This is a genomic window from Micromonospora sp. NPDC007271 (assembly GCF_040634005.1).
Classification (GTDB): Bacteria; Actinomycetota; Actinomycetes; order Mycobacteriales; family Micromonosporaceae; genus Micromonospora.
In genome coordinates, this window is record NZ_JBEYER010000114.1 from 1 (window position 1) to 20,457 (window position 20,457).

Here is a 20,457-nt window from a genome sequence, read left to right on the forward strand (position 1 = left end):
CGGGCCGGCGGCGCGGGGCCTGCTCGGCGGGTCCGGGGGATGTAACGACGGCCGGTGGCGGATCATTCCGCCCGGCCGACGACCCGTGATGACCGGGCCGGTGACCAACGCGGCTGTCCCACGCGGTCGACCATGTCCAACGCCCGCAGCCCCGCCATCATTCCGCGCCGGCAGCCCCGGCAGGCCACCACAAACCGGACATCCGGCGATCGTGCGGGCCTCACATCCGGGCAATCCATCCCGTCAGTGGAACGTCACGGGTGTCAAAGGCATGCGGAGGCACCCATGACGTTCCACCCACCCCCGGGACTCTCTCGGCAGGCAGCCCGCCTCCTCGCCGTAGGCGCCGAGGTGGCCGCACCGCGCAGGCAGGCCGGATCACGGAGAACCTCCCAGAGGAGCCCTCACGTACTGTGACATCCCGCGGCGGGCCACGGAGGTTCACACTCCTCGCTTTGCTCTGCAGCCACGGACGCAGCAGCCACCCACCGTGCTGTGCTGCGTATCTGGCTGCAGAGCAAAGCGGGCAGCAGGGGAGTTGCCGCCCGTCCGGCCGGCAGGGGTAACACCTGGTCAACCGGCTACGGGGCCTTGAGCCCGCGCCCATCAGATCCGCGTCTCGGTTGCTCTCCGTGACATAAGGTCGGGCCGTCCCGCCCGTCACGGTTCGTCACCGGCTGCGGCGGGCCGGGGATGGTCAGCGGCCGGCCAGGAGGTCGAGGACGGCGTCGCGGGCCGCGCGTACCGCGTCCCGGGACTGGTCGGTATCGTCGAGGGCGTCGAAGCCGTGCCGACCTTCTGGTACGTCCACCAGCCGCACGGACGAACCCAGAGCGGCCGCGGCGGCGAGGAACTCCTCGGTGGGACCGAGAATCTCCGGCCGGTCCAGCCCGGCACGGGCCACCTACGTGGCCGCCAGACCGCGCAGCCAGGCCGGCGGCCGGCGCAGCCAGTCGGCCAGCAGCAGCCCGCCGCCGGAGAAGAACCACAGGACCAGCCGGTCCTGGGTCCACCCGGGGATCGGCCTGAACCAGATCCACGGCCTCGCGCACCTGCCCGGCCGCGACCGGCAGCTCGGCCGGGCTGTGCAGGGGAAGGGCGGGTACGGCGGCCAGCACGCCCTGCTCGGCCAGGAGCGCGCCGTAGCCGCGGTAGAGCAGCCAGTCGCGCGGATCCGGCGCGCCGGGTGGCAGGGGGACGCCGTGCACCAGCACGACCGCGGGGCGCGGACCGTCGGCTGCCGGCAGATGCAGGTCGACGTGCCTGTGCCTTTCGACCGGCGCCGACGGTGGAGACAGGACGAACGGGGTTTCCCAGAATGGGATTGCCATCGGGCCGTCCTAGAAACGACGTGCTGGCCCGGTGGCCGCCGACCATCCACAGGAGGATCGAGGTGGTGTGCCAGCATGTGCGGATGGAGATCTGGCACAACCCGTCGTGCTCGAAGTGCGCCACCGCCCGGGCCACGCTGGACGAGGCGCGGGTGCCCTATCGGCTGCGGGCGTACCTGACCGAGCCGCCGAGCGCGGACGAGCTGACCGAGGTGCTGCGCCGGCTGGACGCCCGGGCCTGGGACATCTGCCGCACCGGCGAGCCGGCCGCGGCAGCCCTGGGCATGGCGGACTGGCCCCGCGACGACGACGCCGAGCCGCGCTGGATCGCCGCGATGGTCGCGCACCCGGAGCTGATCCAGCGTCCGATCCTGTTGCTGGACGACGGCAGCGCGCTGGTCGGGCGTACCCCTGAGGCCCTGGACGACGCGGTGCGCCGCACCGAGCGGTGAGCCTGCGGGCGAATCAGGAGGATCGCCGCGTCGCCTGCGCGTGCCGCTCGCGCAGGCGGTCCCGGATCTCCTCCGGGGTGTACGCCCGGCGCCGCCGTTCCGCCCTCGCGACGACCACCCCGGTCGCCGCGACGCCGGCGAGGCCGGCCAGTCCGAGCACCTTCCACCACCGCATCCGTCGCCGCATCGGCTTAGGGTAGTCCTCTGTGAGCATCAGTCTGGACGAGGCCGTGGAGCTGACCCGCACCGGGGACGTGTGGGTGTTCCGGGGGCGCAGCGCGCCCGATCGGGCCATCCAGCTCACCACCAACAGCCCGGTCAACCACGTCGGCATGGCGGTGGTGCTCGACGACATGCCGCCGCTGATGTGGCACGCCGAGCTGGGCCGTTCCCTGCCCGACCTGTGGACCGGCAGCCACCAGCGCGGCGTGCAGCTGCACGACCTGCGGGACGCGATCTGCGTCTGGGCCAACCGGTACGGCCAGCGGGCCTGGCTGCGTCAGCTCGAACCGCCGGCCGACCCGGCGATGGAGGAGGCGGTGCTGCGGACCGTGGCGCGCCTCGACGGCACTCCGTTCCCGTCCACCGCCCTGCTCGCCTGGCGTTGGGCGCGCGGTCGGGTGCCCACCCTGCGCCGCCGCCGACCGTCCGGTCAGGAGGGTACCGGGGTGCCGGTACCCGACCGGGCACTGGAGACCGCGTACTGCGCCGAGGTGGTGGCGGTGACCTACGAGGCGATGGGGCTGCTGCCGGCCGGCCGCCGGCCCAACTGGTACGACCCGGGACGGTTCTGGAGCGGCGACGACCTCGAGCTCGCCGGGGGCGCCCAGCTCGGGGCGGAGATCGAGGTACGCCTCCCACCTCGCTGACCAGGTTTGCCGAGAGCGTGGCGCGGTAATGGAAAGCCCCGTGACGGCTTCGACGGACCTCGACGCGCTGACCGACTTCTTCGACCGGTACGGTGCGGCGCTGACCAGCGGCGACGTGCCGACCATCGCCGGCTGCTACGCCCTGCCCGGGCTGGTGGTGGCCGACACGTACAGTTTCTCCTTCACCTCGCCGGCCGCGGTGGCCCTCAGCTTCGTCGGCGCCGCCGCGGACTACCAGGAGCGGGCCCTGGTCGCCGCCCACGCGCAGTTCGAGGACGTGCATCAGGTCTCGGCGCTGCTCACCGAGGTGGCGGTGCGCTGGGAGTTCCTGGACAGCCGGGGACGGGCGGTGCCCGGCGAGCGCTACCGCTACCTGCTGCGGGCCACCGACGACGGCCCGGCCATCTGCACCGTCATCCGTACCGCCTGACGAACCCGTCCAGCGGGACGTCGCCGAACGCCACCTCGGTCCGGCCCTCGGCGGCGGCGCCCGCCCCGTTGGTCGCGGAAGCGGCGCCGGTGGCGCCCGCGGACGGCACGGTCACCGCCCGGTACGAGGCCACCGTGAGTGACCGGAACTCGTTCGAGGCCCGGCTGACCGTCGCCAACGGCTCGGGGCGGAACCAGGACTGGGAGGTGAGGTTGCAGTTCGCGGGCAACGTGAAGAGCGTGCATGCCTCGTCCGCCTCCGGGGTCTCGGTCAGCACCTCCGGCAACGGAGCCTTCGAGCTGCTCGGCACCGGGCCGGTGGGGCCGGGGCAGAGCATCACCGTGCAACTGCGGTTCGACCGCATGGGCAGCGGTGACCGGCCGGGCGGGTGCACCATCAACGGAATGGCCTGCGTCCTCGCCTGAGCAGGCCCGCCGACGGCGGACGGGCCGGGTGCTTTCCGGCGCCGCTCCGGGTCGTTACGCTCACCGGGCCGAGTCGACAGGGGAGGCCATGTCCGGTACGCGTCGCGCACGTCTGTCACCCGGCGCCGCCATCACCTCCTCGCCCTGGATCGTCGTCTCGATCGGTGTGATCGTCATGGTGGTGCTGATGGTCGTCGCGTTCGGTTCCGTACGGGGCCGAAGCACGTACGCCGACGGCACGCCACCGGCGCCGGCGATGTCGCTGCCCGAGCTGTCGACCACCGCGGCGTCGGCACCGTCCAGTTCGGCCGCCGCGCCGGCAGCGTCCCGGCGGTCGCCCAGGCCGGCCGCGCCGGCGGCCGGGCCGACGTCGAGCCCGCCGGCCAGCGGCACCGCCGGGAGTCGTCCACCGGCGGCCACGTCGACCCCGCCGCCGGCGCCGCTGATCGCGTCGCCCCCACCGCCGCCGGTCACCGGCCGGTACGGGGTGGTCAACAGCTTCCGTGGTGGCTTCATCGGCGAGGTGCTGCTGGTCAACAAGGGCGACCAGCGGAGCGGTTGGACGGTGACGCTGAGCTTCCCACGGGGCCGTCTCGTGGCGGCCTGGGTGGACGGCGCGGAGCAGGGCACGGCGAGCTTCGCCGACGGGGTCTTCACGTACCGCAGCGGAGTGGACCTGGCGCCGGGGGCGTCGGTGCCGCTGCGGTTCCACTTCGAGAAGACCGGCACCACCCGGCCGACCAGCTGCACGGTCGACGGTACGGAGTGCTCCGGCCGCTGAGGTCGCCCTCGCGCCGGCGTGGCGGTGACGCCGGTCCACCGTGTCATTTTGCGCAAGGCATCTGCTTTGTTGCGACTCGGTTTGCAAACTATTGCAGAATGTTTCGGCAAGGGCTAGCGTGCGGGCGAATCAGCGACCAGAGAAAGGCCGTCGATGAAACCGCCGCCGATATCCGCCAAGGCCCTGCTCGCCCTGGTCTCCTCCGTCGTGCTCACCCTCGTCGGCGTGCCGGTCGCCGCACTCCAGTCGGGTGCCCAGGCCAGCGACCGTGCCGTGACCGGCGACGTCCTCGCGGCCGCCGGCGCCACCCAGTGGAGCAAGGAGCCGTCCGCCGACGCACTGCTCAGGGCCGGCAGCAACGAGGCCCGGGCCGAGCAGTTCTACTTCGTCCTGCCGGACCGGTTCGCCAACGGTGACCGGCGCAACGACACCGGCGGCCTGACCGGTGACCGGCTCACCACGGGCCTGGACCCGACGGACAAGGGCTTCTACCACGGCGGTGACCTCAAGGGCGTCATCGACAAGCTGGACTACGTCCAGGGGCTGGGCACCACGGCCATCTGGCTGGCCCCGGTCTTCAAGAACCGGCCCGTGCAGGGCACCGGCGCGGACGTCTCCGCCGGCTACCACGGTTACTGGATCACCGACTTCACCCAGGTCGACCCGCACTTCGGCACCAACGAGGAGTTGAAGCGGCTGGTCGAACTCGCCCACCAGCGGGGCATCAAGGTCTATCTCGACATCATCGTCAACCACACGGCGGACGTCATCCGGTACGCCGAGGACAGGTACGGCTACGTCGACAAGAAGACCGCCCCGTACCGGGACGCGCAGGGGCGGCCCTTCGAGGACCGCAACCACGCCGACGGTACGCGGGACTTCCCGCAGGTCGACGAGAAGTCCTTTCCGTACACTCCGACCTTCGCCAGCGCGGCCGACGCGAAGGTCAAGGTTCCGGCCTGGCTGAACGACCCGACCATGTACCACAACCGGGGTGACTCCACCTTCGCCGGGGAGAACAGCGAGTACGGCGACTTCTTCGGCCTCGACGACCTCTGGACCGAGCGTCCCGAGGTGGTCCGCGGCATGACCGACATCTACGCGCAGTGGATCGGCAAGGTCGGCGTCGACGGCTTCCGCCTCGACACGGTCAAGCACACCAACCTCGACTTCTGGCCGCAGTTCGTCCGGGGCATCGACGCCGCCGCGCAGCGGGCCGGCAAGCCGGACTTCTTCATGTTCGGCGAGGTCTACAGCGCCGACCAGGAGATCGAGTCGACGTACGTGCGGCGCGGCGGCCTGCCCGCGACCCTGGACTTCTCCTTCCAGGAGGCCGCGCGCGGCTACACCGCCGCCGGCGGCTCGGCGCGAGCGCTCGGCGACGTGTACGCCCGGGACGACCTCTACGCCGCCCGGGACACCGGCGCCAACCGGCTGACCACCTTCCTCGGCAACCACGACATGGGCCGGATCGGCTCGTTCATCGCCGCCGCCGGCGGTGACGACGCCAGCCAGCTGCGCCGCGACCAGCTCGCCCACCAGCTGATGTTCCTCACCCGCGGCCAGCCCGTCGTGTACTCCGGTGACGAGCAGGGCTTCACCGGCCCCGGCGGGGACAAGGACGCCCGGCAGGACATGTTCGCCAGCCGGACGCCGGACTACCTGGACGACGACCTGATCGGGACCACCCGTACCCACGCCAGCGACCAGTACGACACCACCCACCCGCTGTACCGGACCATCGCCGAGCTGGGCCGGCTGCGGCAGGCCCACCCGGCGCTGCGGGACGGCATCCAGGTCATTCGGTACGCGGCCGACGGTCCGGGCGTCTTCGCCTTCTCCCGGATCCTGCCCAGCGAGCGGACCGAGTACGTGGCCGCGGTGAACAACGCCGACAGCGCGCAGACTGTCACCGTGGACACCTGGTCGGCCGGTGCCACCTTCACCGGCATCTACGGCGGCGCGGTCCGCTCGACCGCCGGTGCCGACGGCAAGCTGAGCGTGACCGTGCCGGCCATGTCCGCCGTGGTGCTCCGGGCCGACCGCGCGATCCCGCCGGCCGGCGCCGCGCCGGGCATCACGATCACCGAGCCGGGCGACGACCCGGTCGCCACCCGGGCCGCCGTCACCGCACAGGTGACCGGCGACCCCCTGGCCACCGTCACCTTCGCCGCCCGGGTGCCCGGCGGCAGGTGGACCCTGCTGGGCAGCGCGCGCACGGCGCCGTACACCGTGCACCACGACCTGGCCGGCCTGCCGGGCGGCGCGAAGGTCGAGTACAAGGCCGTCGTCCGCGACGGCAAGGGCCGCGTCGCCACCGCCCGGTCCACCGGCGTGGTCGGCACCCCGGCCGAGAGCGCGTCGCGGGACTGGGCGGTGGTGCACTACCAGCGCCCGGCCGGCGGGTACGCCGACTGGGGCCTCTACACCTGGGGCGACATCGACCCGGCGTACCAGACCGAGTGGCCCAAGGGGCAGCCGTTCGCCGGTGAGGACTCCTTCGGCCGGTTCGCCTGGGTCAAGCTGAAGCCGGGCGCCAGGTCGATCGGCTTCCTCGTCGTCGACAAGGCCGGGAACAAGGACGTCGACAAGGACCGCGCCATCGACGTCACGCAGACCGGCGAGGTCTGGGTCAAGCAGGGTGACCCGACGTTGTACCCGAGCCGGCAGGCCGCCACCGGCGAGCCGGACCCACCGGTCGACGAGAACACCGCGCTCATCCACTGGCGCAGGGCGGACGGCAACTACGACGGCTGGGGCCTGCACCTCTGGGACGGCGCGGCCAACCCGACCGACTGGTCCAACCCGCTCAAGCCGGAGAAGATCGACGCCTTCGGCGCGCTCTTCCGGGTGCCGCTGGCCGCCGGGGCCACCGGCCTGAGCTACATCGTGCACCGCGGCGACGAGAAGGACCACCCGGAGGACCAGCGGCTGGACTTCGCCTCCGCCGGACGCGAGGTGTGGCTGCTGGCCGGGGTCAAGGGCCGGCTGCTCCCGTCGACCTCCTCCGGCGTCGCCCGCGACCTCGACATCTCGCAGCAGAAGGCACAGTGGATCGACCGGTCCACTGTGGCCTGGCGGACCGGGCCGACCGACGGCAAGCGGTACGCCCTGGTCGCCGCCCCGAACGGCGGGCTGAGCATCACCGACGGTGAGCTGTCCGGGACGTACACCACGCTGCCGCTGCGGGCGGAGCGCAACGGGCTCACCGAGGCCCAGCGCGCGGCCTGGCCGCACCTGTGGGAGTACCGGGCCTTCTCGCTCGACCGGGCCGACCTGGCCAAGGTGCCGGCGGCGCTGCGCGGGCAGCTCGTGGTGACCGAGCGCGACGCCGAGGGCAAGCTCCTCGGCGCGACCGGGGTGCAGATCCCGGGCGTGCTCGACGACGTCTACCGGGCCGCCACCAGCGCGAAGCTCGGCCCGACGTTCGCCGGGAAGGTACCCACCCTGGCCGTTTGGGCGCCGACCGCCCATACCGTCTCGCTCCAGCTCTTCGACTCGCCGACGGCCCGGCCGACGACGGTGTCGATGAACCGCGACGACTCCACCGGCGTCTGGTCGGTGCGCGGCGCCCGGGAGTGGGCCGGGAAGTACTACCGGTACCAGGTCGAGGCCTGGCAGCCGGCGGCGCAGAAGATGGTCACCGCCTCGGTGACCGACCCGTACTCGGTGGCGCTCGCACCGGACTCGACGCACAGCCAGATCGTCGACCTGGGCGACCCGGCGCTGGCCCCGGCCGGCTGGGCCAAGCTGCGCAAGCCGGCGACGGTGCCGTCGTCGCGGGCGCAGATCCAGGAGGTGTCGGTCCGCGACTTCTCCATCGCCGACGCCACCGTGCCGGCCGACCGGCGGGGCACCTACCTCGCCTTCACCGAGCCGGGCACGGCGGGCATGAAGCACCTCGCCGCGCTCGGCGAGGCGGGGGTGAACTACCTGCACCTGCTGCCGGCGTTCGACTTCGCCACCATCCCCGAGCGGCGGGCCGACCAGCGGCAGCCCGCCTGCGACCTGGCCGCGCTGCCGCCGGACTCCGACGAGCAGCAGAAGTGCGTCGCGGCCGTGGCCGACACCGACGGCTACAACTGGGGGTACGACCCGCTGCACTACACCGTGCCGGAGGGCGGGTACGCCGTCGACCCGGCCGGGGCGAAGCGGACCACCGAGTTCCGGCAGATGGTCGCCGGGATCAACCAGGCCGGCCTGGGCGTGGTCATGGACGTCGTCTACAACCACACCTCGGCCTCGGGCACGGACCCGAAGTCGGTGCTCGACCAGATCGTCCCTGGCTACTACCACCGGCTGCTGGAAGACGGCGCCGTCGCCACCTCCACCTGCTGCGCCAACACCGCCCCCGAGCACGCCATGATGGGCAAGCTCGTGGTGGACTCCCTGGTCACCTGGGCCCGGCAGTACAAGGTGGACGGCTTCCGGTTCGACCTGATGGGCCACCACCCGAAGGCGAACATCCTGGCCGTACGCGCCGCGCTGGACAAGCTCACCGTGGCGAAGGACGGGGTGGACGGGAAGCGGATCCTGCTCTACGGCGAGGGCTGGGACTTCGGCGAGGTCGCGGGCGACGCCCGGTTCGTGCAGGCCACCCAGGCCAACATGGCGGGCACCGGGATCGGCACGTTCAACGACCGGCTCCGCGACGCGGTGCGCGGCGGCGGCCCGTTCGACGACAACCCGCGGATCCAGGGCTTCGCGTCCGGACTGTGGTCCGACCCGAACGGTGACCAGGCCAACGGGTCGACGGCGGAGCAGAAGGCCCAACTGCTGCACCAGCAGGACCTGATCAAGGTGGGTCTCGCCGGCAACCTGCGCGACTACCGGTTCACCGACTCGTCCGGCCGGCAGGTCACCGGCGCCCAGGTCGACTACAACGGCTCGCCGGCCGGCTACACCGCCGCGCCCGGCGAGGCGGTCACCTACGTCGACGCGCACGACAACGAGATCCTGTACGACGCGCTGGCGTACAAGCTGCCGCAGCGGACCTCGGCGACGGACCGGGCGCGGATGCAGGTGCTCGCCCTCGGCACCGTGCTGATGGGGCAGGGGACCGGTTTCGTGACGGCCGGCTCCGAGCGGCTGCGCTCCAAGTCGCTGGACCGCAACTCCTACAACTCCGGGGACTGGTTCAACCAGATCCGCTGGGACTGCGCCCAGGGCAACGGGTTCGGCGCCGGCCTCCCGCCGGCGGCGGACAACCAGAGCAAGTGGCCGTACGCGAAGCCGCTGCTGGCCGACCCGAAGCTGGTGCCGGACTGCGCGGCGATCAACCTGGCCGACGCCCGGTACGCGGAGCTGCTCCAGATCCGGCGGTCCTCGCCGGTCTTCGGGCTGACCAGCGCCGGCCAGGTGCAGCAGCGGGTCGCCTTCCCGCTCTCCGGCGAGCGGGAGACCCCGGGGGTGCTCACCATGACCCTGGACGCCCGCGGTCTCGGCGGAACGTGGAAGTCGGTCACGGTGGTCTTCAACGCCACCCCGGCGGCGGCGACGCAGACGGTGACCGGCCCTCGTGGGGCGGACGTGGCGCTGCACCCGGTGCTGCGGAACTCCGCCGACCCGGTGCTGCGGACGGCCTCGTTCGACCGGGCCACCGGCACGTTCACCGTGCCGGCGCGCAGCGTGGCGGTCTTCGTCCAGAGCTGACCCGGCGACGCTCCGGCCCCCTGCCAACTCGCTGGCAGGGGGCCGGAGCTCTGCGTGGGTCCGTTCGTCGAACGTCGGTCAGTTGAAGCAGTCCTTGACGGTGCCGCCGCAGTTGGTGGGGTCGTTGTCGGCGATGACGGTCTTTTCGTCGAGCTTGACCTTGCCGTCGTTGTTGAAGACGCCGCCGGCGACGCGGTGGGTCTTGGCGGAGTCGGTCGCCGTGTTCTTGATGATGCGGGTCTTGGTCAGGGTGACCCGGCCTTCGTTGTTGAAGATGCCGCCGCCGTTGAGGGCGGTGTTGGCCTTGATCTCGGTGTCCCGGACGGTGAGGGTGGCGTTGTCTTCCTTGTCCTTGTCTTCCTTGTCCTTGTCGGACTCGAGGAAGCCTTCCTTGATCTTGACGTCGGGGTCGCCGTTGAAGATGCCGCCGCCGAAGCGTCCGGCGGTGTTCTCGAGGACGGCGCTGTCGGCGATGGTGGCGGTCGCCTCCTGCTCCTTCTCCTCCTCCTTCTTCTTCTCTTCCTTCTGGTCGGCGTAGGGGGCTTCCTTCTTCTTCTCGCCGCCGGTGTTGTAGACGCCGCCGCCGTCCTTGTCGGCGTGGTTCTTGGCGATGAGGACCTTCTGGAGGTCGAGGTCGGTGTTGTGGGCGTAGATGCCGCCACCGTTCTCGCAGGCGGTGTTGTTCTTGATGGAGGTCAGGGTGATCTTGACGAAGCCGCCGGAGCTGAACACGCCGCCGCCGTTCTTGCCGGCTCGGTTGTTCTCGATCTCGCTCTTGCCGACTTCCTTGCCTTCGAAGCGGCCGATGATCTCCACTGTGCCGGCCTCGTCGTGGCCCTTGACCCAGTAGTCCTTGCCGTCCTTGCCCTTTTCCTTTTCCTTGCCCTCGCCGTTGGCGATGCCGCCGCCGTTCTTGCCGGCGGTGTTGTTGTTGATGCGGGATTCCTTGACCTTGAGGACGCCGACGTTGAAGATGCCGCCACCGTTCTTCTGCGCGTGGTTGTCCTCGACCTTGCTGTCGTCGAGGTCGACCCGGCCGAAGTTGGCGATGGCGCCGCCGTTGCCTTCGGCGTTGTTGCGGGTCAGCTTCACCTGCTCCAGGTGGGCGCTGCCGCCGCGTTCGACCAGGATGGCGCCGCCGTCGGCCTCGCCTTCCTTCTTCTCCTTCTCCGGCGGCTTCGGGACCATGGGCTCAGCCTGCGGCCCGGACCCCGGCACCTGCGGCCCGGACGCCGATGGCGTCGTCGGCGCGGAGCCGTACTTGAACTCGGCGGCGTTGCCGTCCTTGAGCGTGAGGTCCTTCAGGGTCAGCTCACCGCCGTCGGCGACCCGGAACAGCCGGAAGGCGTCCTCGGAGTCCCGCTTGATCGTGGCGTCGTTGCCCTTGATCTTGATCTCCTGCCGGATCGTGGGCAGGGCCGTGCCGGACTTCTTGTCGGCGAAGTCCAGCTCGTAGACGCAGTGCGGGGACAGCTTCAACGTGCCACCGTGATCCCGGTTGGCCAGATCGATCGCCTCGACCAGCTTCTCGTCGCTGCAGGGCACCTCCCGCACCCGCCGCCCGTGCTCGTCCCGCTCCTCGCCGGGCTTGCCCCGGTCCCAGTCGCCACGGTCCTTACCATCCCGGCCGGCGTTCTCCTCGCCCTTGGCGTCGTCCCTGGTGAGCTGCTGGGCGGTAGACCACTTCACGTCGCCGAGCCGGTGGGGACCCACGGCGCCGGTGGTCGCGTACGCCACACCCGCGAGGCTGACCGCTCCCGTCAGGCCCACGACGCCGGTGGCGAGCCAGACCCGACGACGACGGATCGGGGAGACCGTCTCGCGGCTGGCGTCATCGTTATTACGAAGGTAGTTGGACATCGGAGCTCTCTGCCCTCTCCTTGTACCCGACAAGGTCGCTTCGCCACGGCGATGCGGCCTTCGCTACAAATCGGTTGTAGCTGCTGAAGACCACCGTATGAGAACCTTCTTCACCTCGTGCGCTTATGCGAAAAAAACCCGCATTAGGTGCGGGGCGGTGCGGGCGGCGGCACGGCGGGCTTGCCGCGCATGACCGGTGCCATGGGGGCGGAGAGCGCTGCGCAGGGCGGAAAGCGGGCGACGGTCCCGCCACGCCCGGACCGGTGACGACCGCGACGAACCACCCCGGCGGCGACGGGCGGGGAAGGGAAGTCCCTTTCCGCCGCGGGGCGGCGGAAAGGGACTCCCGCGGTTATGTGGTGGTTCAGTTGAAGCAGTCCTTGACGGTGCCGCCGCAGTTGGTGGGGTCGTTGTCGGCGATGACGGTCTTTTCGTCGAGCTTGACCTTGCCGTCGTTGTTGAAGACGCCGCCGGCGACGCGGTGGGTCTTGGCGGAGTCGGTCGCCGTGTTCTTGATGATGCGGGTCTTGGTCAGGGTGACCCGGCCTTCGTTGTTGAAGATGCCGCCGCCGTTGAGGGCGGTGTTGGCCTTGATCTCGGTGTCCCGGACGGTGAGGGTGGCGTTGTCTTCCTTGTCCTTGTCTTCCTTGTCCTTGTCGGACTCGAGGAAGCCTTCCTTGATCTTGACGTCGGGGTCGCCGTTGAAGATGCCGCCGCCGAAGCGTCCGGCGGTGTTCTCGAGGACGGCGCTGTCGGCGATGGTGGCGGTCGCCTCCTGCTCCTTCTCCTCCTCCTTCTTCTTCTCTTCCTTCTGGTCGGCGTAGGGGGCTTCCTTCTTCTTCTCGCCGCCGGTGTTGTAGACGCCGCCGCCGTCCTTGTCGGCGTGGTTCTTGGCGATGAGGACCTTCTGGAGGTCGAGGTCGGTGTTGTGGGCGTAGATGCCGCCACCGTTCTCGCAGGCGGTGTTGTTCTTGATGGAGGTCAGGGTGATCTTGACGAAGCCGCCGGAGCTGAACACGCCGCCGCCGTTCTTGCCGGCTCGGTTGTTCTCGATCTCGCTCTTGCCGACTTCCTTGCCTTCGAAGCGGCCGATGATCTCCACTGTGCCGGCCTCGTCGTGGCCCTTGACCCAGTAGTCCTTGCCGTCCTTGCCCTTTTCCTTTTCCTTGCCCTCGCCGTTGGCGATGCCGCCGCCGTTCTTGCCGGCGGTGTTGTTGTTGATGCGGGATTCCTTGACCTTGAGGACGCCGACGTTGAAGATGCCGCCACCGTTCTTCTGCGCGTGGTTGTCCTCGACCTTGCTGTCGTCGAGGTCGACCCGGCCGAAGTTGGCGATGGCGCCGCCGTTGCCTTCGGCGTTGTTGCGGGTCAGCTTCACCTGCTCCAGGTGGGCGCTGCCGCCGCGTTCGACCAGGATGGCGCCGCCGTCGGCCTCGCCTTCCTTCTTCTCCTTCTCCGGCGGCTTCGGGACCATGGGCTCAGCCTGCGGCCCGGACCCCGGCACCTGCGGCCCGGACGCCGATGGCGTCGTCGGCGCGGAGCCGTACTTGAACTCGGCGGCGTTGCCGTCCTTGAGCGTGAGGTCCTTCAGGGTCAGCTCACCGCCGTCGGCGACCCGGAACAGCCGGAAGGCGTCCTCGGAGTCCCGCTTGATCGTGGCGTCGTTGCCCTTGATCTTGATCTCCTGCCGGATCGTGGGCAGGGCCGTGCCGGACTTCTTGTCGGCGAAGTCCAGCTCGTAGACGCAGTGCGGGGACAGCTTCAACGTGCCACCGTGATCCCGGTTGGCCAGATCGATCGCCTCGACCAGCTTCTCGTCGCTGCAGGGCACCTCCCGCACCCGCCGCCCGTGCTCGTCCCGCTCCTCGCCGGGCTTGCCCCGGTCCCAGTCGCCACGGTCCTTACCATCCCGGCCGTGCTCGTCCGCCCGGTTCTGCTCATCGTGGGCGTCCTTGCCTTCGCCCTTCTCGCCGTCCTTGCGCGTGTCGCTCGCGTTCTGCGGCGCGGCCGCGTGGTTCTCCGCGACCCGCTGCGTCTCGCCGGACTTGTCGTCGCGAGCGGCGAGGCCACCCAGCGCCGCCAGACCGACGACGCCGGTCAGCCCGGCCACGCCGGTGGCGACCCAGAGCGCCCGCCGCCTGTTCGTCGGTGGGGTCATCGGGGCCCCACCGTCGGAAGTCGTTACGTCGTTGGACATCAGAGCCTTCCGCCCTTTCGGTTACACAAAGGGGTCGCACCGCCCCGGGCGGGGCGACCAGCTACAAACCGGTTGTAGCCTCTGATCCACACCGTATGAGAAGGATCCTCACGAGGCGGACGTATCTGAAAAAACCCCACATTTGCCTCAGGGTAGGCAGGGGCGATCGTTCGGCACCTGCCGAGGACGACGGTGCCGAGCAGCGCAAACAGCGGCGGGCCCCACCACCGGCGGCAGAACGACGGAAACGTCGCAGCCGTCGGCGGTGGGGCCCGCCGTCAGGGTCGTCGAGCCGGGATCAGCCCGGCAGGCGCGGACCGGCCTCGCGCTGCTCGGCCAGCCAGGTCTCCACCTCGTCCGAGCGGCGCGGCAGCCCCGCCGAGAGGTTCACCGGGCCGTCGGCGGTGACCAGGATGTCGTCCTCGATCCGGATGCCGACGCCCCGCAGTTCCTCCGGGACCAGCTCGTCCTCCGGCTGGAAGTAGAGCCCCGGCTCGACCGTGAGCACGTAGCCCTCGCCGAGCGGGCCGTCCCGGTAGGTCTCCTTACGCGCGTTGGCGCAGTCGTGTACGTCGATGCCGAGCATGTGGCTGGTGCCGTGCAGCGTCCAGCGGCGGTAGACGGTCGAGGAGGGGTCCATGGCCTCGTCCACGCTGACCGGCAGCAGCCCCAGGTCCTTCAGCGCCTCGGCCAGGACCCGCATGGCGGCGAGGTGCACGTCCCGGAACGCGACGCCCGGCTTGATCACGTCGATGCCGGCCTGCTGGGCGGCGTGGACGGCGTCGTACACCTGGCGCTGCAGGGAGGTGAACCGACCGTTGACCGGCAGCACCCGGGTGACGTCCGCGGTGTAGAGGTTGCGGTTCTCCACGCCCATGTCCATCAGCAGCAGCTCACCCGGGCGGGTGGTGCCGTGGTTGTGCACCCAGTGCAGGATCGTGGCGTGCTCGCCGGCGCCGACGATCGAGCCGTACCCGACGTCGTTGCCGTCGTGCCGGGCGCGCAGCGCGAAGATCCCCTCCAGCAGCCGCTCCGAGACCCCCCGGTCGGCCGGGAGCGCCCGGGCCACGTCCTCGAAGCCGCGGACGGTGGCGTCGCACGCCTCCTGGAGCTGCGCGATCTCCCACTCGTCCTTGACCAGCTTCAGCTCCGAGATGGCGATCGCCAGCTCCCGGTCCCGGCCCGGCTGCCCGTCCACGCGGGCGCCGTCGTACGGCCGCACCGCCGCGTCCACCCGGGCGTCGAAGCCGCGGAGCACCCGGGTACGCCCCGGCGCCAGTTCGGCCAGGGCCGCGTCCAGCTCGGTCAGGTTGGCGGTGGGCAGGCCCAGCTCGGTCGACCGCTCGCGCAGGGTGGGTCGGCGGCCCACCCACAGCTCGCCGTTGCGGCTGCGGAAGAACTCGTCATTCTCGCGGGACGACCGGGGCCGCATGTAGAGCACGGCATCGCCGTTCGGGTGCACCACCAGCACGCTGTCCGGTTCGAGGTCGCCGGTGAGGTACGCGAAGTCGCTGCCGGCCCGGAACGGGTGGTCGGTGTCGTTGGCGCGTACCTTCTCGTTGCCGGTCGGGATGACCAGGGTCTCGCCGGGGAAGGCCGCGGCGAGCGCGGCCCGCCGCTTGGCGTAGTTGGGCACCTCCGGGCGCGGGCCCACCGGCAGTTCGGTGTCCCGCCAACCCTGACGCATGAACGTCAGGAACGCCTCCGGAAAGTCCGGGTCGTGCGATTCGGTGCCGTCCGCCGGCTTGCTCTGCTGCGTCCGCTCCTCGGCCATGATCCGCCCTCCCTGAGCCTCGTCGCTGGTCCAGACGGTACCGCGCGCACGGGAGCGGGAGGACCCTGCGGTGCCGCGACGCTCACTGCGGCCGCGTGGAAAGATGGTCATCATGTGCGGACTCCTGGCCTTTTTCAGCGCGCGCGGTGACGCCGCCGCCCACCGCGACCACATCGCAAGCGCACTGGAGTGCCTGCACCACCGTGGCCCGGACGAGACCGGGGTCGAGGTGGTCGGCGACGCAACCGGCCGGTATGCGGACGGAGTGTTCGCGCACAAGCGGCTGGCGATCATCGACGTGGCCCTCAGCCACGAGCCGCTGCCGTACGCGAACGGCCGCTACCTGCTCACCTTCAACGGCGAGATCTACAACTACATCGAGCTGCGGGACGAGCTGATCCGGGACTTCGGCGCCCAGTTCGCCACGAACGGTGACGGTGAGGTGATCGTCGCCGGCTACCACTACTGGGGCGAGCAGGTGCTCACCAAGCTGCGCGGCATGTTCGCCTTCGTCATCTGGGACCGGCAGGAGCGGCGGGCCTTCGGCGCCCGGGACTACTTCGGCATCAAGCCGCTGCACTACCTGGAGACCCAGGACGGGCTCTACCTCGCCTCCGAGAAGAAGGCGCTGCTGCCGTTCGCGCAGTCGGCGTACCAGGGCGACGCCGGGATCGACACCGCCAACCTGAGCCACTACCTGACCCTGCAGTACGTGCCGGAGCCGGGCACCCTGCACAAGGGGATCAGCCGGATCGGGTCGGGGGAGTACCTGACCTGGACCCCGGGCGGCCGGATCGAGGTGCGCCGGTGGTACCGGCCGGTGTTCCGGCCGGCGCCGGTGGCCGACGAGCAGAAGCTCTACCACGAGATCCGGGAGACGCTGCGGGAGAGCGTCCGGATGCACATGCGCTCGGACGTGCCGGTCGGCTCCTTCCTGTCCAGCGGCATCGACTCCACCGCGGTGGTCGCGCTGGCCCGGGAGTTCAACCCGAACATCCTCACCTTCACCGTCGGGTACGACGTGCCCGGCTACTCCGAGATCGACGTGGCCCAGGACTCGGCCCGGCACCTCGACGTGACCACCATCCCGACCAAGATCGGGCCGCAGGACATGATCGACGCCCTGCCCAAGATCGTCTGGCACCTGGACGACCCGGTGGCCGACCCGGCGCTGGTGCCGCTCTACTTCGTGGCGAAGAAGGCCGCCGAGCACGTCACGGTGGTGCTCTCCGGCGAGGGCGCGGACGAGTTCTTCGGCGGGTACACCATCTACCGGGAGCCGCTGTCGCTCAGCACGGTGAACGGCCTGCCGGACGGGGTGCAGAAGGGCCTGCGGGCGGTGTCGAAGGCCATCCCGCAGGGCGTCAAGGGCAAGAGCTTCCTGGAGCGTGGCACCACACCCATCGAGCAGCGCTACTACGGCAACGCCCGGATGTTCACCGAGGAGGAGAAGCAGCACCTGCTGCGTCGCTACGACCCCTCGGTCCGCTACACCGACGTCACCGCGCCGATCTACGCCGAGTGCACGGAGCTGGACGACGTCACCAAGATGCAGTACGTCGACCTCTACACCTGGCTGCGCGGCGACATCCTGGTCAAGGCCGACCGCATCTCGATGGCGCACTCGCTGGAGGTGCGGGTGCCGTTCCTGGACCGCGAGGTGTTCAACGTCGCGGCGGGCATCCCGGTCGACCTGAAGCTGCCGCCCCGCTCCGAGGCCACCAAGTACGCCATGCGCCAGGCGCTGCAGGGCGTCGTGCCGCCGGCCATCGTCAACCGCAAGAAGCTCGGCTTCCCCACCCCCACCCGGGTCTGGCTGCGCGGCGAGATGTACGAGTGGGCCCGGCACGTGCTGGCTACCTCCGGCGCCGGCGATCTGATCGACCTGTCGTACGCGATGCGGCTGCTGGAGGAGCACAAGCGCGAGGAGGCGGACCACTCCCGCAAGGTGTGGACCGTGCTGATCTTCTGCATCTGGCACGCCATCTTCGTGGCGAAGACCCTCGACCCGGGCATCCAGCGCAACCAGTCCGCCCTCCTGACGAAGCCGGTCGTCGGCAGCATGGTCCGCTGAGCGGTAAGGAAGGGCCCCCTGTTAACGCCTCGCGTTGTACAGGGGGCCCTTGCTAACGCGGCGCGCTAACGCGGCGCGCTAACGCGGCGTCAGCGGCCGGTGCAGGTGACGGTGGGCAGGGTGTTGGTGCCGGAGGTGTTGGCCGTGAAGCCGAACGTGGTGGTGCCCTCCGGCGCGATGGTGCCGTTGTACGGGGCGTTGGTGACCGTCACCGCCGCTCCGTTCGTACTCAGCGTGCCGTTCCACAGCTGGGTGATGCTCTGACCGCTGGGCCAGGTCCAGTTCGCCGTCCAGCCGCCGTACGTCCGGGAGCTGTGGTTCATGATCATGACCTCGCCCTGGAAGCCGCCCTGCCAGGCGTTGACCACCTTGTAGACCGCCATGCAGTCGCCGCCGCCCGGCGGCGGCATGGTCGGACTGGTGGTGGGCGTCGGCGACGGGCCGGTCGGCGTGGGCGTGGGCGTGGTGGGGGTGGGTGACGGGCTGCCGCCCGAACCGATCCCGGTCACCTCGCCGTTGCCGCCGTCGAAGGTCACGTCCGAGCAGCCGAAGAAGTTCTCCTGGCTGTCCGAGCGGACCCAGCGGGAGTAGATGATGTGTCGGCCGCTCTTGTTCGCCGGCAGGGTGCCGGTGAAGTAGTAGTGCCCGTCGTTGGTGCCCACCGAGCCCCGCTGCGGCGGGTTGGTCACCGTCAGGAACGGCTGGTCCTCCAGGTCGCTCCAGGCCAGCGGCCGGGTCGGGCTCCAGGTGTTCTTGGTCACGTAGAAGTAGAACGTGCCCGGGTGGTGAGCCCAGTTGCTGTAGCGGAACTCCATGGTCCGCCCGGCGGTCAGGTGGGTGATCGGCCAGTCGTTGCGGGCCAGGTCGTACCCGCTGAAGTTCGGGTTGCCGCCGCTGCACAGCTGGCCGTCGGGGATGAAGCCGACGGTCCGGCCGCCCGCGTCGGAGCGCAGCACGCTGAACCAGTTGTACAGCGAGTTCGTCCCGCTCTGCGCGACCGCCGCCGCGCAGGCGGGATTGTTGGGCCTGATCTCACCGGTCGGGGTGAGACCGTCCTTCCAGCACAGGTAGGTCCGGGCGCCCGGGGTCATCGCCGCGCCGTGCGCGGCGGCCGGGCCGGAACTGGTGGCCAGGGCGACAGCCCCGGCGAGGGCCAGGGTGGCGGCCGCGGTGAGCAGGGCGGCCGTACGGGATCGGTGCACGAGTTCTCCTGACTCGCGGGGCGCGACCCGCACCGGTCCGCCCCGCTGTGACGAGCGGATGCGACGATCGCGGTGCCACGCCCGGCGGTCGGAGTGGCCGGGGCCGGCTGGGCGCGCACCACTGGCGGTCCGTGCCACGGACCGGAGTGCCCTCGCGTCGGCTCGACCCGGCGGCCGGTGGCGCGGCAGCCCCCCCGCCACTCCGGCAAGCGCCAACCCATCACGTCCAGGCAGCGCGCGCAATAGCCGTACATCGATGAGAGCCCGGTCGCGGTGGGGCGTCCGCGTCGTCCCCGCGCGCCGTGCCCCCACGATGCGTCAGGATCGGGGGTACGACGGAGGGATGGAGGCAGGATGGGGTACGCGGTGGTGCTCGGCGAGGCGCTGGTCGACCTGCTCGACGCCGAGTACGACGGTCAGCCCGTCTACCGGCAGGCGATCGGCGGGGGACCGCTCAACGTGGCCGTGGCGGTGGCCCGGCTCGGCGGCGACGTCGAGTTCGTCGGGTCGCTCGGCGACGACGCGCTCGCGGCGCGGATCCGCGCCTTCCTGACCGAGGCAGGTGTCGGGTTGGCCGGCGCGGTCACCGTGCCGGCCCCGACCGCGTTGGCGGTGGCGACCTTCGCCGGCCCCGAACCCGACTTCCGCTTCTACGGCGAGCCCCGCTCGTACGCCCTGCTCACCGCCGACGACCTGAGCGTGCCCCTGATCGAGGGCGCGCAGGTGCTCTACTGCGGTTCGATCGTGCTGCTCGACCCGCCGGTGCTGGCCGCCGCCCGGCGGGCCTGGTCGATCGCCGGGGCGCTGCGGGTGTTCGACCCGAACGTCCGTACCCGGCTGCTGGACGGGCCCGCTGCCCTGGCCGAGCTGCGCGAGGTGGTCGCCGAGTTCGCGGCGAGCGCCCACCTGGTGAAGCTGAGCACCGCCGACGCGGCCGAGCTCTATCCCGGGGAGCCGGTGGAGGGGGTCGCCGCGTACCTGCGGGAGCTGGGCGCCGGAACCGTCGTGGTCACCCTCGGCGCGGACGGCGCCCTGGTGGCCGCCGCCGACGACGTGGTACGGGTGCCCGCGCCAAAGGTCGGCGCGGTGGATGCCACCGGGGCGGGGGACTCGGTGATGGGTGCGCTCATCGCCGAGCTGCTCGCCGCCGGTGAGCCGGTGGACCCGGTCGGCTGGCGGGACCGGGTCGCCTTTGCCCTGCGCGTCGCCGGCCTGGTCTGCGAGTCCCCGGGCGGCGCCACCGCGATGCCCACCCGCGCCGCCGTGGCCGCCCGCTTCCCCGCCTGACCGCCCCCTCCCGACCCCCACCCCCCCACCCCCACCCCACCCCTCCGGCCGCGCGCTTGCAGTATGTGGCGGGACGACAACAGCCCAAGGGGCCATAGGTCGACCCAAAGTGGAAGATCGCGG

At 71.0% G+C, this 20,457-nt stretch carries 16 protein-coding genes; 8 read left to right on the forward strand and 8 right to left on the reverse strand.

Annotation, left to right across the window (positions count from 1 at the left end):
• Positions 1-697: 697 nt before the first annotated feature.
• Entirely contained in the window at positions 698-904 is a 207-nt protein-coding gene (locus ABZ570_RS29150; protein WP_358070551.1) for a hypothetical protein, read from the reverse strand.
• Between the two features lie 510 nt (positions 905-1,414).
• Between ABZ570_RS29150 and ABZ570_RS29155 the strand changes: the two genes are divergently transcribed.
• Entirely contained in the window at positions 1,415-1,783 is a 369-nt protein-coding gene (locus ABZ570_RS29155; protein WP_358070553.1) for an ArsC/Spx/MgsR family protein, read from the forward strand.
• Between the two features lie 13 nt (positions 1,784-1,796).
• Here the strand turns inward: ABZ570_RS29155 and ABZ570_RS29160 are convergent, their stop codons facing one another.
• Positions 1,797-1,970 (reverse strand): hypothetical protein, encoded by a 174-nt coding sequence (locus ABZ570_RS29160; RefSeq protein WP_358070581.1) that lies wholly within the window; start codon positions 1,968-1,970, stop codon positions 1,797-1,799.
• Between the two features lie 19 nt (positions 1,971-1,989).
• On the opposite strand from ABZ570_RS29160, the gene ABZ570_RS29165 reads away from it, so the two are divergent.
• Together ABZ570_RS29165 and ABZ570_RS29170 are read left to right on the forward strand one after the other, a co-directional pair.
• Positions 1,990-2,652 (forward strand): hypothetical protein, encoded by a 663-nt coding sequence (locus tag ABZ570_RS29165; protein ID WP_358070555.1) that lies wholly within the window; start codon positions 1,990-1,992, stop codon positions 2,650-2,652.
• A gap of 40 nt (positions 2,653-2,692) precedes the next feature.
• Positions 2,693-3,082 (forward strand): hypothetical protein, encoded by a 390-nt coding sequence (locus tag ABZ570_RS29170; protein WP_358070557.1) that lies wholly within the window; start codon positions 2,693-2,695, stop codon positions 3,080-3,082.
• Here the strand turns inward: ABZ570_RS29170 and ABZ570_RS29175 are convergent.
• A complete protein-coding gene (locus tag ABZ570_RS29175; RefSeq protein ID WP_358070559.1) occupies positions 3,066-3,215 on the reverse strand; it encodes a hypothetical protein in 150 nt (49 codons plus the stop codon). The genes ABZ570_RS29170 and ABZ570_RS29175 overlap by 17 nt on opposite strands.
• A 1-nt stretch (position 3,216) precedes the next feature.
• Between ABZ570_RS29175 and ABZ570_RS29180 the strand changes: the two genes are divergently transcribed.
• Positions 3,217-3,507 carry a cellulose binding domain-containing protein gene (locus ABZ570_RS29180; protein ID WP_358070561.1) on the forward strand — a complete coding sequence of 97 codons (291 nt, stop codon included), beginning with the start codon at positions 3,217-3,219 and terminating at the stop codon, positions 3,505-3,507.
• A gap of 60 nt (positions 3,508-3,567) precedes the next feature.
• Here the strand turns inward: ABZ570_RS29180 and ABZ570_RS29185 are convergent, their stop codons facing one another.
• Entirely contained in the window at positions 3,568-4,023 is a 456-nt protein-coding gene (locus ABZ570_RS29185; RefSeq protein WP_358070563.1) for a hypothetical protein, read from the reverse strand.
• Positions 4,024-4,030: 7 nt separating this feature from the next.
• On the opposite strand from ABZ570_RS29185, the gene ABZ570_RS29190 reads away from it, so the two are divergent.
• Both ABZ570_RS29190 and pulA read left to right on the forward strand, forming a co-directional pair.
• Positions 4,031-4,288, forward strand: a complete 258-nt coding sequence (locus ABZ570_RS29190) for a cellulose binding domain-containing protein (RefSeq protein WP_358070565.1) — start codon at positions 4,031-4,033, stop codon at positions 4,286-4,288.
• Between the two features lie 153 nt (positions 4,289-4,441).
• Complete coding sequence (gene pulA, locus ABZ570_RS29195) at positions 4,442-9,940, forward strand: pullulanase-type alpha-1,6-glucosidase (protein WP_358070567.1); 5,499 nt, start codon at positions 4,442-4,444, stop codon at positions 9,938-9,940.
• Between the two features lie 78 nt (positions 9,941-10,018).
• Here the strand turns inward: pulA and ABZ570_RS29200 are convergent, their stop codons facing one another.
• The 3 genes from ABZ570_RS29200 to ABZ570_RS29210 all read right to left on the reverse strand — a co-directional run bounded on the left by ABZ570_RS29200 (position 10,019) and on the right by ABZ570_RS29210 (position 15,771).
• Positions 10,019-11,800, reverse strand: coding sequence for a hypothetical protein (locus ABZ570_RS29200; protein WP_358070569.1), 1,782 nt, complete (start codon positions 11,798-11,800; stop codon positions 10,019-10,021).
• A gap of 364 nt (positions 11,801-12,164) precedes the next feature.
• On the reverse strand, positions 12,165-13,958 hold the full coding sequence (locus ABZ570_RS29205) for a hypothetical protein (RefSeq protein ID WP_358070571.1): 1,794 nt from the start codon (positions 13,956-13,958) through the stop codon (positions 12,165-12,167).
• A 337-nt stretch (positions 13,959-14,295) separates the two neighbouring features.
• Positions 14,296-15,771: an aminopeptidase P family protein gene (locus tag ABZ570_RS29210; protein ID WP_358070573.1), complete on the reverse strand. Its 1,476-nt coding sequence runs from the start codon at positions 15,769-15,771 to the stop codon at positions 14,296-14,298.
• Positions 15,772-15,883: 112 nt separating this feature from the next.
• Between ABZ570_RS29210 and asnB the strand changes: the two genes are divergently transcribed.
• A complete protein-coding gene (gene asnB / locus ABZ570_RS29215) occupies positions 15,884-17,845 on the forward strand; it encodes an asparagine synthase (glutamine-hydrolyzing) (protein ID WP_358070575.1) in 1,962 nt (653 codons plus the stop codon).
• Positions 17,846-17,934: 89 nt separating this feature from the next.
• On the opposite strand, the gene ABZ570_RS29220 is transcribed toward asnB, so the two are convergent.
• Complete coding sequence (locus ABZ570_RS29220) at positions 17,935-19,047, reverse strand: lytic polysaccharide monooxygenase (RefSeq protein WP_358070577.1); 1,113 nt, start codon at positions 19,045-19,047, stop codon at positions 17,935-17,937.
• A gap of 354 nt (positions 19,048-19,401) precedes the next feature.
• Here ABZ570_RS29220 and ABZ570_RS29225 point away from each other — a divergent pair, with 354 nt between their 5' ends.
• The gene (locus ABZ570_RS29225; protein ID WP_358070579.1) at positions 19,402-20,334 is read left to right on the forward strand and encodes a carbohydrate kinase; all 933 of its coding nucleotides are present in this window, start codon (positions 19,402-19,404) and stop codon (positions 20,332-20,334) included.
• The last annotated feature ends 123 nt before the right edge of the window (positions 20,335-20,457 follow it).